At 31.1% G+C, this 15349-nt stretch carries 11 protein-coding genes; 3 read left to right on the forward strand and 8 right to left on the reverse strand.

Annotation, left to right across the window (positions count from 1 at the left end):
* Positions 1-41: 41 nt before the first annotated feature.
* The 5 genes from H3143_RS02085 to H3143_RS02105 form a co-directional block, all read right to left on the reverse strand.
* Positions 42-2093 (reverse strand): FIVAR domain-containing protein, encoded by a 2052-nt coding sequence (locus H3143_RS02085; protein WP_182078562.1) that lies wholly within the window; start codon positions 2091-2093, stop codon positions 42-44.
* A gap of 280 nt (positions 2094-2373) precedes the next feature.
* Positions 2374-4290, reverse strand: coding sequence for an FIVAR domain-containing protein (locus H3143_RS02090; RefSeq protein ID WP_182078563.1), 1917 nt, complete (start codon positions 4288-4290; stop codon positions 2374-2376).
* Between the two features lie 352 nt (positions 4291-4642).
* Positions 4643-6925: an FIVAR domain-containing protein gene (locus H3143_RS02095; RefSeq protein ID WP_182078564.1), complete on the reverse strand. Its 2283-nt coding sequence runs from the start codon at positions 6923-6925 to the stop codon at positions 4643-4645.
* Positions 6926-7307: 382 nt separating this feature from the next.
* Entirely contained in the window at positions 7308-8006 is a 699-nt protein-coding gene (locus H3143_RS02100; protein WP_182078565.1) for a hypothetical protein, read from the reverse strand.
* Between the two features lie 6 nt (positions 8007-8012).
* A complete protein-coding gene (locus tag H3143_RS02105) occupies positions 8013-9077 on the reverse strand; it encodes a hypothetical protein (RefSeq protein ID WP_182078566.1) in 1065 nt (354 codons plus the stop codon).
* Between the two features lie 140 nt (positions 9078-9217).
* Here H3143_RS02105 and H3143_RS02110 point away from each other — a divergent pair, with 140 nt between their 5' ends.
* Positions 9218-9889 (forward strand): potassium channel family protein, encoded by a 672-nt coding sequence (locus tag H3143_RS02110; protein WP_182078567.1) that lies wholly within the window; start codon positions 9218-9220, stop codon positions 9887-9889.
* A gap of 13 nt (positions 9890-9902) precedes the next feature.
* Positions 9903-12320, forward strand: coding sequence for a leucine--tRNA ligase (gene leuS / locus H3143_RS02115; protein WP_182078568.1), 2418 nt, complete (start codon positions 9903-9905; stop codon positions 12318-12320).
* 97 nt (positions 12321-12417) lie between these two features.
* On the opposite strand, the gene H3143_RS02120 is transcribed toward leuS, so the two are convergent.
* The 3 genes from H3143_RS02120 to H3143_RS02130 all read right to left on the reverse strand — a co-directional run bounded on the left by H3143_RS02120 (position 12418) and on the right by H3143_RS02130 (position 14614).
* Positions 12418-13083, reverse strand: a complete 666-nt coding sequence (locus H3143_RS02120; protein WP_182078569.1) for a YbhB/YbcL family Raf kinase inhibitor-like protein — start codon at positions 13081-13083, stop codon at positions 12418-12420.
* A gap of 22 nt (positions 13084-13105) precedes the next feature.
* Positions 13106-13657, reverse strand: coding sequence for a YbhB/YbcL family Raf kinase inhibitor-like protein (locus H3143_RS02125; RefSeq protein WP_228444761.1), 552 nt, complete (start codon positions 13655-13657; stop codon positions 13106-13108).
* A 117-nt stretch (positions 13658-13774) separates the two neighbouring features.
* Positions 13775-14614 carry an aldo/keto reductase gene (locus H3143_RS02130; protein ID WP_182078571.1) on the reverse strand — a complete coding sequence of 280 codons (840 nt, stop codon included), beginning with the start codon at positions 14612-14614 and terminating at the stop codon, positions 13775-13777.
* Positions 14615-14913: 299 nt separating this feature from the next.
* Here H3143_RS02130 and H3143_RS02135 point away from each other — a divergent pair, with 299 nt between their 5' ends.
* Entirely contained in the window at positions 14914-15297 is a 384-nt protein-coding gene (locus H3143_RS02135) for a hypothetical protein (RefSeq protein ID WP_182078572.1), read from the forward strand.
* The last annotated feature ends 52 nt before the right edge of the window (positions 15298-15349 follow it).

Here is a 15349-nt window from a genome sequence, read left to right on the forward strand (position 1 = left end):
GTGTTTGATTTTTTAAGTTAATTATGCCTATCGGATTAATACTACGATGCTGATCCAGTTCCACCTTCAGGCATACCACTTGATGAACTATTACTTAAAGTAAAGGTTAAATTACCAATGAATGGAGTATTGTTAGTATCACCATTGATAAGTATCTTATTAAGACCTTGTTTAAGGTGTAATGTTCTTTTCATATTGTTTGCTACAACATTACTACTAGTATTACCAGTATTAAATGTTTCTAATGAAGTGAAATTACCACTTGCCATTGGAACAGTGACAGTTACTGTATTAGTATCATCATTAGCTTTAAATATTAATGATCTTGATTGGCTATTAGATGAAATGTACGATCCACCAAAGTAATAATCACCATCCATGGGTGCATTTACATATATTGTAAAGGTTCTTTGGGCTCCAGTTGCAGTTGGAGTTTTAACTGCATTAGTATCACTAGATAGAGTTCTTGATCCATTACCTGCAATAAATCCAACTAAATAGCTTGGAGTAGTTGCTTGTGTAGTTGAAGATGTTCCATTTGGAACAGTTAAATTTTTAAATTCACCAATATATGTTGATCAACCAGAAATTAAACCATAACCTTTTAATAAATCTACTGTAACTGAAGTTTGGTTGTTAGTTGTGCTATTTGTATTTCCAAAGATCTGATCGTAAATTTTATTTTGACTATCAACATTTGAAGTAAGATACATATTACCAATCATTGGAGCGACTTTAGCAGCATTATCTTCATCTGTTGGAAGACTAAATTCTAACGTGTTTTCACCAAACTTTAAGTCTGTTAACGTGATTTTAGCTACATTAATGTCAGCTACAGTTGGTGTAGGATTCATTTCATTATTAGAATCCGTCATTCCATCAGCAACTAGAGTTTCAGAAGAACTTCTAGCCATAGGAGCACCGCCATTAGATGGAGTTCCTTCTACATTTGTAGAAGCACTTATTGGTGCAGCTTGACCTGATTGGAAGTTAATTGTTTTTGGACCAGATTCGTTTAACTTATATTGAAGTGCAACAGAATTCATATCACCAGCTTTAACTAACTTATAAGGGAAGTATAAGTATCCTGTAGATGGTCCATAATAAACAAATTTTAATGTGTATTTAGTTCCTGTTCCAGCTAAACTATATATTCAAGAAACATCACTTGAAGAAACTGGATCAGCAACTAAACTAGTAGTACCATTGTTACTAATCCAAACTTTTCTTTGTGCAAAGTTTCAGTTTGGAATCATACTAGAACCACTAGTACCACTTACATCAACACTAAAACCTACAAAACTCCAGTTTACAGGTTGATCTTGATTATTAGTCGCATCACTTCCTACAGATAAATTATCTTTAGATAAGGCATTCTTTTTAAAATTATCAAACTCTTCTGCATTTTGTTTTCATCTTGGAAGTTTACTAAGTGCTTGACTTAGATCTTGATTAGCTTTAGTGATATTTTCAATACTAAGACGTTCACCCGTTAAAGAATCTAATTTGTTAGTTATTATTCCACTACCTGTATTAAATAATGGAGTAAGTGTATCTCTAATCGCACTATATTTATCTCCAGATAAACTACCTAAAGTAGTTTCATTAGATTGTAATGTAATTTTTAACTGATTGTATGCAGTTACTAAAGCTCGATTAGCATTATCAAAAGTTTGTTTTTCACTAGCAGCTTTATCAATTGCTGTTTGTAATGCAGTTTGGATAGATTTCAGATCATCTAATGATGAATTAGCATTTCCTGCTTCATTTTTAGCAGTGTCATATGCTGTTTTTAAATCGCTTTCAATTTTGCCATAATCAGAATACAAGGCGATGTTATCGTTTTCAGTATTGAGTAAATCTGTTAGTGTTTTTCTAGCAGTTGCTAATTGTTGCTCAGCACTATTCATTTCTTGACCATTATCAGTATTAGCATTATTACTAGACATACTGTTGGTCATACCAGTGTTACTACTAGAAGTACCTGATTTAGGGACTGGTGTAATCGTTTGAGTACAGCTAGCAGCTGCTAACATAACAAACGATCCTACACCTAATAAACTAACAAACTTTAAAATCTTATTTCTTTTCACTTGAAGTAACTAATGAATTCGTACTTAATCAAAATTCATTAAGTAAAGAATATATAAAGTTCAATAAAAATCAAATTTGAATTATTTTAATTGATGAATAACTAAATTGTTATCTAATGCTTTTAAGATGTCATTTTTTAGAAACAAAAGATTTTGTAAATCTTTATTGTTCATTAAAAACGATATCTCTGTTTCTATATAAAAAACACCAGAAAAATGTTCTGGTGTTAAAAATTTTATTTAACTGGTTTCGTTTATTTTTTATTCTTAATAACTATTATTAAGCATTAGGTGTTGAAGGATTCATTAAAGTAAATTTAAGGTTTCCAAAATCAGGAGCATAACCATCAGCTTTACCATCAACACCGGTAACAACGATTTTATTTAAACCTGCGTTTAGTTTTAATGTTTTAGTTGTGGCAGGTTCAGTAACAACACCATTGTTTGTATTTGATGAATCAAATGTAACTAACTTAGTAGTTCAGTTACCATCTGTTTGATTTGTACCATTACCAGGAGTTTTAATTTTTAAAATACTGTTCTCAGTACTTGTAGTATTTGTAAATTGTAATCATCGGTTATGTTGATCGTCATTTTGTGTCCCTGAAATATAAATTCCACTTACATAATAATCACCAGTCTTAGGGGCATTTACATAGAAAGTATAAGTTCTAGCGGTTTTTTGATCCATTGTTACTTGTGGAGTTTTAATTACATTATGTAAAGAACTTTCATTCATAAGAGCACGAGCATCTGTTCCACCTACAAATCTAATTAAATAATAACTTTGGTTTTGTACGTTTTGATTGTCTAACATCAAACCAGTACCAGTATATTGACCAAATACTGTTGATCATCCAGCTGCTAATCCATAACCTTTTAAAAAGTCAACACTAACAGTTGTTGAATTACCTGTAGTACTTTGTGTATTTCCAAAAATCTGATCATAAATAGTCGTTTGACTATTTTGATTTGAACTAAAGTACATATTTCCAATCATTGGAGCTACTTTAGTGGTTGGAACACTAAATTCAATTGTGTTTTCACCAAAAGCTAGATTAGGGATCATCACCTTAGCTACATTAATACTATCAACTGTCGGAGTTGGACCACTTGCATTTGTTTGATTACCAAAAGTAATCAAAGTTGGTTGAGTTGCATCATTTAATTTGTATTGCAACCCAACATTAGTACCATCAGCTTGTTTAACTAACTTGTAAGGGAAATATAGATAACCAGTTGATGGTCCATAATAAGTAAATTTTAATGTGTATTTAGCACCAGTTCCTGCTAAACTATAAATTCAAGATACATCTGTTAATGGTTTATTAGTTTCACCTTCACCGTTAGCACTAGCTGATTCAGTAAGTCTTACTGGAGGAGTTTGAATATTTCAAACTGTTCTAGTAGCAAAACTATAATTAACATTATCTAAACCAACACTATAGCCAACTAGGCTATAGTTACTTGGTGCTTGCATCATATGAGTACTATCAACATTAGTTAGTTTAGAACTATCTAATTTATAAAATTGATAGCTACTAAACATATCAGCATTATCTTTAAATGGTTTAAGGGTTTGTTGATTAGTATTATCTTGAATACCTTTAATTGCTTGAGCAATAGCTTGAGTAGTAGGGCTAGATCCATTAATTGGATCTAGTGTATTAGCAATAATCTGTTCAGCTTGATTGTATGAAGTATTTACTTTATTTAGGATTGCGCTGTATGAAGCATTACTTAATCCTAATGAATTTATCTTAGCTTGTTTTTGACTTATTGTCGTTTTTAAACCTGCATAAGCCATTAATAGATCTCTATGAGATTCATCAAAGTTGTTTTTATCTTCAACAGCTTTATCAATCTCTTTTTGTAAAGTTGAAGTAGCATCTTTAACTTGTGTTAGGGTTGCTGATGAATTTTGTAAAACTTGTTCAGCTGATGCGTATGCAGTTTGTAAAGTATTTTGAATCTTTGCATAATCTGCATACATACCCACGTTAGTGTTTTTAGTATTTAATAAATTTGTTAAAGATGCTTTTGCAGTTGTTAATTCACTGTTATCAACACCTTGTGTTGGTTTTAACTCAGAATTAGGAATCATCGAAATTGCTTGAGTACAACTTGCAACTGCTAAAGCAACAAACGAACTAATACCTAGCAAACTAACGAACTTTAATATGTTTTTTCTTTTCATAAAAATCAAATTGATAAGGATTCGTAAATAACTCAGATCTATTAAGAAAAAATGGATAAAATTTAATAACCAAATTTATTTAACATTATTCTTGCTTATAGTGAATTTGATAGTGACCCAAGACTTATAAGAGCTTCTTCTTCTTCTTCTTCTTCTTCTTCTTCTAGAAATAAAGGATTTTAGGGTCATATTTGAGATTGCAAAAACGTTACTTTTGTTTTCATATAAAAAACACCAAAACCTTGATAAGTTCTGGTGTTTGTAATCTTATTTACTAACTTAACGAATAGTTAAATCGTAAGTATTTTTCTATAGATTTTTCACTTTAAAATTCTGTTTGTGAATGCAGTTATTATTTTGCATCAGAAGAACCTGCATCCATAGAACTATTAGCATCCATGCTAGTTTTCAATGTAAATGTTAAATTACCAACATAAGGAGTAAGGTTAGTACCCATTCCTGTAATAATTATTTTGTTTAGTCCTTTTTGAAGTTTTAAGGTTTTACTAGCATTTGGCGCACCAATAGCTTGAACACTCATAGCTGAAGGATTAGATTGGGTAGTAACAGTAGAAGTAGTAGTTTCTTTAACGATATTCTTTTCAGTTTGTGTATCAAAAATTCCCAGTGTATTTCAATCACCTAAAGATTTAACTTGGAATACAACAGAATTACTAGTATCTGTAGTGTTATTTGTAAATAATTTTAGATATCTTATTCTTCTACTCTTTGTTCCTGTTGTGTCAGTAGTTGTATCACCATTTAGATATGACCCACTAATATAATAATCACCCTCTTGTGGAGCGTTTACATAAACTGTAAGTGTTCTGTGTTCACCTTGTCTGTGAGGAGATGTTGGTGATGTTGGAACACTCTCTGCATCGTTTCGACCAACACCACCACCAATAAATCCAACTAAATAGGTTGTAGCAGCTTTTGTTGATTCTTGACCATCCGCTTTTTCATTATTTAAATCAGTGAATTGACGAACATATTCTAAATAACTAGCACCAAGACCATAACCTTTTAATAAATCAACTGATACAGTTGTTTTATTGTCTTGTTGAGATGATTTACTTCCAAAAAGATCATCATAAATTTTATCTAAATTTTGTTCTGAAGAAGTTAGATACATGTTCCCGATCATAGGAGCTACTGTAGCAGGATCTTGATCATTTTTTGGAACGCTAAATTCTAATGTATTTTGACCAAAATTTAAATTTGTTAATGGAATTTTAGCAAGTTTAATGTCATCAACTGTTGGGGCTTCATTCATTACAGCAGGTGTAGCTGCAGACATCTCCTTGTCAGCAGTAGTTTCAGGAGAAACATCTGTATTTTCAGATTCTGAAGGTTTTGTATCTTTTGGTTCGCCTTCAACTTCTTTAGCCATTACCACAGATTCTTTTGGGGCTTCCTTATCTTCCATTGCTCCTTTAGTTTTTGGTTCACTTGCTGGTGTTTCAGTAACTTCAGTAGCTTGTGTTCCAAAATTAATAGCTGTTTCAACTCCACCATTTAATTTATATTGAAGTGCTACATTATCACCATCTTTAACTAATTTATAAGGGAAATATAAATAAGCTGTAGATGAAGAACCATAATAATTAAAGGTTAATGTGTATTTTGCATCTTTTCCAGCTAAACTATAGATTCATGATACATTGGTTAATTTTTTAGAATCTTCTTCAGATAGTGGTTTATTCTTACCATTTTCATTTATCCAAACACTTCTATAAGCGTAATTTCATGTAGGAAGGTCAGTAGTTGAATTGGTAGAATCTGCTGGACTTTCACTACCTGCAACAGCTGGTTGAACACCACTTCCACCTGCACTAGATCCTGCAGGTGCACTAGCAGCAGGCTTAGGAGCAAAATTTAAATCAATACTATAACCAACAAAGCTATAGTTTCCAGGTTGGGTTCCTGTTATATCTGATCCTGTAAGCTTTGCTTTATCAATAACTTCTTTAACAAAACCATCACTAAACATCATAACGTTTTGGATTTGTTCTAATAAGTTAGTACCAGTTGCATCTTTAAGTTTTTGATTAGCTTCAGAAACTTTAGTAGGATCTAATGGCACACTTCCATCCATTGCTTCTAACGGTTGGTTAGTTAGCGTTTTACCAGCATCAAACAATGGAACTAAGACATCTCTAATTCTACTGAACTGAGGATCTTTTAATCTTTCTAAAGTACTAGTTTCAGTATTAACAGTAGTTTTAAGTTCTTGATAGTTGCTAACTAATGATGCATTCTTTTCATCAAAAGCTTTTCTACTACTATCAGCTGTTGAAATTGCTGTTCTTAAACTGGCTTCAGCATCCTTAAGATCTTGAATTGATGAAGCAGTATTATTAAGAACAGCCTGACCTGTGTTGTATGCTTTATTAAGAATGTCTTGGATTTGTAAATAATCCGCATACATCTTAACGTTATCATTTCTAGTATCTACTAAAGAAGTTAATGCATCTCTTGCATCCATTAACTCTTTCGTAGGATCAGCAGGAGTTGTGTTAGAGGTTTGATTTGGGTTTATGGTGGAAGCTTGGCTACAACTAGCAGCAGCTAACATCACAAATGAACCTATACCTAATACGCTTACAAATCTTAAAATGTTTTTTCTTTTCACTTTAAGTTAGTTAGCTTAATGAATTTGAACTTGATTCAAATCCATTAAGGAAAGAATATATAAAGTTCAATTCATAGAATAAATCGGTTTTATTTTCGCCTATGAGTCTACGAAGCACCCCCCCGAGAACGTGTGGAGTTTCTTTAGTTTATGTTTTTCTTTTATTTCATGAAAAATAAAGGGTTATGACGGTTTTTGATTATAAGCACAACTACTTCCAGGAATTTATTTATTTCAGATAAATTCACATCTATAAATCAAAAATTGACTATTTTTAATAAAAAAAAAGACTAACCCTAAGGTTAAGTCATCATCCTATAAAAATGATTTTAAACTACCAGCCTAATTATCAAAGTTAGACAAAGATTAAACCACCTATTTCCTACCTATAATAACTCCCAGATCTTTCTGCTAACATCCTCTGGTTATTACTACTATGTCTCTTCTTTAACTTCTTTTGTTGTTTCTCTAACTCTTTTAAATAAACCCCATCATCACATTGGATGACAAAAGAAAAAAAAGAAAACGGGTTAATCTGTTTACGGGTAGATGAAATCATACTAAATGCAGTTTTTCTAAACCTTCGATAAACAAAGCTATACCAATAAATCAGATACATATAACTAAAAAACATAAAGATCATAAAATTACCAACCATAAATAATAAGATGATTCTTTTTTGATTAATCTTATTACTGATCGGATTAAATTGATCCGTTAAAAAGATTAATAGGGTTGCTCAGATCACAAACGAGATCCAAACCGCCAAATACAAAATTAAAAAGATTAATCAGTTTTCTCCACCTGATTTTAAGTATTGGTTTTTTAACTTGTTATAAACAAGTTTTTCATTAGCTCGTTCACTTTTTAATACAAAATAAAAAAAACCAAATACTGGTACAAGAAATAACCAATTAAAAATCGTTTGTCTTAAATAGTGCTTAGCTTGATTATTAGCACTATAATAAAAAAACTGTTGCCAGTTTAAATGATCTGCTTTTTTAATATTGGCTAACTTATTATTTTGTCAGATCTTTGGCAAACGATTATTATTAATTGGAATTACTCTATTAGACACCATATCAGCTTATTTTTTAATTCCATTTTGTTGGTTATAATATGCACTAGTAAAGAAGTTAATTAATACGGGGATTACCCATTGATAAAAATATGATTTAATATCATTCTTTTGATTATCTTTATCATTAATGATACTGTATAAGATTGATGTAATCGGAAAACTAGGAATCTCCATCGTTTTATTACTAGGGATCGCTACACCCATATAATCGAAGTAGTTCTTAATATCAGGTGAATTGGTTTGCACGTAGATATTAGTATAAGGACTTAGTGCACCTGCAGCTGATTCTAGAAAAATACTTGCATTAGTTAGTACTAATCCTTTAGTAATTGGATCAATCATTAACTCAGAATTAGGTGCGGTTTTAATGGTAATCCCCACTTCAGTTGGAACATTACCAAATAATTTATGAACAGCGATCAGATCTGCTCTAGTTACTGAACTAAAGCCAAAGTTGTTCTTATCTACAAAATAAGCACCATCAATCTCAGTGTGGTATTGTTTGAAAAACCCACTATTGATCCCAATCTTTTGATAACGATATAACAAGATTCTTTGGGTTAATTCACTTAATCACGATTCGTGATAGATCGGATAAAACGACATGAACGAATTAAGTAGATCTAAGAATAAATCTCGATCGAGATTGTAATAAATATACTCGTTGAACTTTTCTCAATCACTAGGATCAATATTAGCTTTTTTTAATCGTTCAACAATCTTAAACGGATATTCATCATATTCAGTTTTAATGATCGGATAGTTATCATCCCCATTATCTGAAGTAGTGTCATGAAAATCTTGCACAATATTAGGAATAACCGCATTGGGATTATCTTTTAATAGCTTCTCTTTAGAAGCTGATAACAACAATTTTTCTTTCAGAATTCTTTTTCTGGTATTCTCGTTGTTCTTTTTGTTGTTATATATCCCGTATAACGGGATATTAGCCAACGGCACAGTCGTAGCAACCACTAAAAAACCCATCAATCCTAATGTCACCTTAACTGGTTTTCTAATCTTATGTTTTCTAAGCTTTTTATTAGCTGATCTTTTAAAGATATTGGTCATTGTTACTAATAATAGTGATTAAAATTTCCTAATATTAATGAAATGGTCAGATATGCTAATGACTTGATTATCTAATTATATATAAAAATTAAGTAATCTGCGAGTTTTATTATATTAATATTTATAATATTATTTGGATTATGAAACGAGCAGATTATTGCGTAATTGGGATTGGTCGGTTTGGAATCAAGGTTGCTTCTAAACTCAAAGAATTAGGCTGTAAAGTCCTAATTCTTGATAAGAATAAAGAAAAGATTAATCTAGAAGCAAAACGTTTTGATTTTGCGATCAATCTTGATGCCACTGATATTATGTCCTTATCAGATGTTGGGATTAACAACTTTGATACGGTGATCTTATCAGTAAGTAGTATTGAAGAATCAATTATTATCGCCACCAACTTAAGAGAACTTAAGGTTAAAAATATTATTGCACGAGCTAAAAACGATGTGCACAAACGTGTTCTTAAAACCTTTGGGGTTAAAGAAGCTGTGATTCCTGAAGAAATCGTTGGTGAAAACGTGGCAATGCGAGTAGTTCACAGTATTAACAGTGAGATCATCTCGATTGATGATGATATCTCATTAGTAAGAGTGTATGCTAATTCAAAAGATGTCGTTAATAAAACCTTAGTTGATATTGATGTAAGAAACAAAACCAAAGCTAATATTATCTCGATTACTAGAGAATACAAAAGTATTTATCCGATCACAGCTGAAACTGTCATCTTAAAAAACGATCTAGTTACAGCTGCTTGTAATAATGCTGATATCTCAAAGTTTTTAAAACTTATGAGTTCAGATAATTCTTAACTAACTTAAATGTATGTACAACCATAATTTAATAGAAAAAAAATGACAAAAGATCTGAAATAACAATAAGATCTATTCTTTTCAAATTGAAAAGAATAAACCTAAATATTACATTCTAGATATGTTTCCTTATCCTAGTGGAAAAGGTTTACACGTTGGTCATGTTAAGGCTTATATGGCAACTGATGTAGTATCAAGATGAAAAAACGCACTAGGGTTTAATGTACTTCACCCTATTGGTTGGGATGCTTTTGGTTTACCAGCTGAACAATACGCGATTCAAACTAATAACCACCCAGCCCAATTTACCCAAGAAAATATAAATAACTTCCGAACACAATTAAAACGCCTTGGGTTTAATTATGATTATCGACTAGAAGTTGATACTACTAATAAAAACTACTTTAAATGAACACAATGAATCTTTAAAAAACTATATGAACACGGTTTAGCTTATCAAGCTGATATAGAAGTTAACTGGTGTGAGCAGTTAGGAACTGTACTAGCTAATGAAGAAGTATTAACTGACGAGAACGGAAATAAGATTTCTGAACGTGGATCATATCCAGTCATCAAGAAAAAGATGAGACAGTGGGTGCTGAAGATTACAGCATTTGCTGATGAATTAATTGATGATTTAGCTAATCTTAACTGACCTAATTCAATTAAAGCAATGCAAGTTAATTGAATTAATAAATCAGTTGGTGCAACTATTAAGTTTGAGATTGATCAACTAAAAGAACATTCAATTGAAATATTCAGCTCAAGAGCTGATACATTATTTGGAGCTAGTTTTATTGCACTAAGTTTTGATCATCCTTTAGTTAAACAAAAACTAATAACTAATAAAAATCAAGAGATCGAACAATTTATTAAAAATAATAGTATTGATCAAACCGTAAGATATGTTGGAATCAATACCAATTATTTTGCGATCCATCCAATTACTAAGAAAAAAATCCCAATCTATTTAGCAGACTACATTCTTAGTGATTATGGAACTGGAGCTGTGATGGGTGTACCAGCTCATGATGAAAGAGATTATCAGTTTGCTAAACAATATGATCTAGAGATCATTCCGGTTATTAAAGCTGATACATATCCTTATTTATTAGATGGAGAACACATCAATTCAGACTTTAATAATGGTTTAAATAATGAACAAGCAATTGAAAAAACAATTGCTTATCTACAAGAACATAAATTAGGTGATAAAAAAGTTAATTACAAATTACGTGATTGGATCTTCTCTCGACAAAGATACTGAGGAGAACCATTCCCAGTTCTATTTGATGAAGAAGATAATATCTACTTACTAAAAGATAGTGAACTACCATTAGAATTACCTAACCTAACTGATTTTTCACCTAATAAGGATGGTTTGCCACCACTTGCTAATGCAAGTGATGAATGATTGCATCCAGTAATTGACAATAAAAAATATGTTCGAGAAGTTAACACGATGCCTCAATGAGCAGGATCTTGTTGATACTATCTAGCTTATCTATTAAAGTTAACTGATCTAAATCAAAATGATGGTGATCAAAATTACTTAGCTTTAGATAGTGAAAAAGCAAAAGAGTTATTTGATCACTTCATGCCAGTTGATCTATATGTTGGTGGGCAAGAGCATGCCGTATTACATTTATTGTATGCAAGATTTTGATACAAATTCTTACATAAGATTAACATCGTTAGTTCGATTGAACCATTTAGTCAACTAATCAACCAAGGTATGATCTTAGGTGAAGATGGTACCAAGATGTCTAAATCTAAAGGTAATATCATCAACCCAGATGATTTGGTCCTATCTCATGGTGCTGATACGATCAGAACGTACGTAATGTTCATGGGTCCATTAAATGCTAGTCTTGCATGAAACTCGAACGCACTAAATGGAACAAGAAAATTCTTAGAAAGAGTTTACAACTTATTTGATCGCGTTGAAATCAACGACGCAACAAGCGAGAACCTAAATTATGATTATCATAATTTTTTAAAGAACGTTAACAAGCATCTAGAAAACTACGAATTCAATCTAGTTGTAAGTGAAATGATGATCTTTATTAATTCATGTTACAAACAAACCCAAATTAATAAAGAGATGATCACTAACTTCTTGATCGTCTTATCATTCTTTGCTCCTTATTTAGCAGAAGAATTAAACAATAAACTAAATAATCAAACCTTACTATACAAGATGAGATTAGCTAAATGGGATGAAGCTTATCTAGTTAAAAACACCACAACAGTCTCATGTAGTATTAACGGTAAGTTTAAATTAGTTCATGAGTTTGATCTTGATGCAGAACAAGATGAGGTTGCCAACTACTTCCTAAACCAAGATCTAATTAAGAAAAACCTTGAAGGTAAGAACTTAGTAAAAACAATCTTTGTTAAGAATAAAATAATTAACTTCATTATTAAATAAGAACTAGAAAAAAATATCACCAGGTTTTATCCTGGTGATATTTTTTATATTTAATTCGCGCTAAGTTAGTTTTTAAAATTATTAGTTTAGGTTTTTATTAACCTACTTTTTTATATCTGAAGTGTAAGGTGTGTTTACCAACTACGTGGTTGTGAATTGCGTGCATGAAATCACCTACGTAGTAAGGTTTGTTTAAGTGGTTCTTTTCACTACGGTGATTTTTGTGATAACTTAATTCACTAGCATCCACATCTAAACCATAAACAGTTACGGTGTAAGTGTGGTCTGCATTTGGTGGATAACAACCAAAGTACATTAATGAGTTTTCAAGTGAAGTTGAAGTAAATCCTTCAGGTAAGATTCCTCCAAGATCATTAGTTTTGTTGTTAGCTACTAATGTTTTGTTAACACTTGAGTTGTGACCTTGTCATAGCATGTTTTCACCATAAGTAGCTTGCTTAGAATCAACTCAAGCCTTGTGATCAAGGTAAGATTGGTTTTCAGCAATCTTGTTAGTTTTAACATTCACTGCAACCCAGTGAATGAAGCTAAACCCAATTACAGCAACTGCATCGAAGTCTTCAACTAAAACAGCATAACTTTTAGCATTAGGAATAGCTTCTCATTCTAGATCTAATGAATAAGAAGGGAATGGTGTACCGTTTTTATTATCATGAGCACCACCGTGTAAAGCTAGATAACCATCAGCTCCAACCATCTTTGATCAGATTTTGCTATTATTACCGATTGAATATTTTTTCATTATTCTTATAACTCCGTATCTCTTATTGTGGTTTGTACCAGAAGTGTAGTTCGTGTTCACCTACAGTGTGGTGAATGATCTTTTCATTAAGATCAGTTAAAGTATAGTGTTTAGCTAGATCTAAGTGATCTACATCTAAACCATATACTCTTACTGTGTATAGGTGTGTATCATCTGGTGGAAGTGGTGGTAAGTAGTCACTAGCAGCTTCAGGTGTGTTTTTAAATGCACCTGGAACACACTCAATAATTACACCCTTAGAACTTTCAGTTGCTCCTTGAGCTGTTGAGTTTAATCCTTGAATAATGTTCTTATCATTAATATTAGCAGCATAAGCTAATTCGTTAGACTTAACATTAGCTACAACTCAGTGAATGAATGATTGTCCAATTACTCGAGATGCTTCATAGTCTACCATTACTACAGCATAGCTTTTAGCATCTTCAATTTTGTCTCACGTTAAATCTAAACTTTCATAACGATTGTTGTTCATTTTAACGGTTTCATTTCTTAAATAAACACCATCAGCAGTTTCACTAAAGCAACTTGATCAGATGGCGTGTTTCTTTTTCATATCCATATTAATTATTCACCTCAAATAATTATCAATATAATTATTTAATTAATTATATAGCCTTTATATTATTTTTAATAAATATTAATTGAGATCAAGTTAATAAATATCTTTAAACTAAAAATCAACGTGATCAGGGTGTAAATCTAAGCTGGTATTTTCATTGATTTGATCAATGATTTTTAGATCTTTTTCATCAATTCTAAAACTAAAAAGATCAAAGTTAGATTTGATTCGTTCTGGGGTTTTTGATTTAGGTAAGGGAATAATATCTTTTTGCATAATCCAATTAAGGATTAGTTGAGCAACTGTTACCTTATATTTTTTAGCTAACTTCACCAATGTCTTATTATCTAGTACATTTGCTTGAGCAAATGGTGATCAAGCTTGAACAGCGATATTATTTTTTTGACAATATTCAACGATCTCAGGTTGCATATATCCTGGATGAAATTCGATTTGATTAACCATTGGTTGAATCTTAGCAGTTTTTTTAAGTGCTTTGATATGATGAACTAAAAAGTTGCTTAAGCCAATTGCTTTAATTTTTCCTTGTTCATAAAGCTCTTCCATTGCTTTTCAAGTCTGCGCATTTATCTCTTGTCAATTATCCTTAAAATCCTTACCAATTGGTCAATGAATTAACAACAGATCTAAGTATTCAAGATCAAGATCGTTTAAGATCTTATTAAACGCACGTTTGGTTGATTCATAACCCTTATCATCGTTTCAGATCTTTGAAGTAACAAAGATCTCTTTACGATCAATTCCTGATAACTTGATTGCTTTACCAACTGATTTTTGGTTCTCATAAATCTCAGCACAATCAAGTTGGCGATAACCAACTTCTAATGCATATCTAACAACATCAATGGTTTGTTGACCATCTTCTAATTGATAAGTCCCAAAACCAATCGAAGGGATTACATAATTATTAGCTAACAAATTATATTTCATAACTTTTATTTTTAAGCTTAAAATATATTAGGTTTTAAGATATCATAAGCTTTAATCTTATTAATAGCTCCTATAATTATTTTTAATATATCCTATTAGGATATTATTAATAACCAAAGTAAATATTATAAAAGAATTATTTAAATAAATAACAAATATCCTTTATAATAAATTGGGAAAGTTATTAAGTTATTACTAAGCTGACACAAATTTAGATAGATATTAGTGATCAATTTAATAACAAAACTTAGATATCTTAACTACTATAAAACTAACACCACGACTTATTGATCCCAATTATGATCTTTAATAAATCTAAAGATCTGCTACTAAGCAAACCAAAGATCTATATTAACCTAAAATGTAATGTGATTTCCAACCTTGTTGGTGTTAGTTTGAATAATGTTATCTTACAGATCGAATACGATTGATCGGTTGAAAAAAAACACAAAAGAAAGTTAATTAATAAGATCGACCGATTAATCGATGAAAGCTGAAACAGCGATCTGAAAAAAATCATCAACAAGTTTAAACGCTTACACCGATGAAATAACGATGAAATCGATTATTTTGCTTCAAGAATTATTAACTTACAAAAGAACGAATTAAACTTATTCTTAAGCAATCGTCGACCTGATGATTGACTAGACAAGAAAAAGAAAAAGAAGAATAAACTAATTTAGATGAGAAAAAAAATATTAAGCCTTGTAGGGCTTAATATTTTTATATTGTTTA

It is taken from the genome of Mycoplasma tullyi, assembly GCF_014068355.1.
Lineage (GTDB): Bacteria > Bacillota_I > Bacilli_A > Mycoplasmatales > Mycoplasmoidaceae > Mycoplasmoides > Mycoplasmoides tullyi.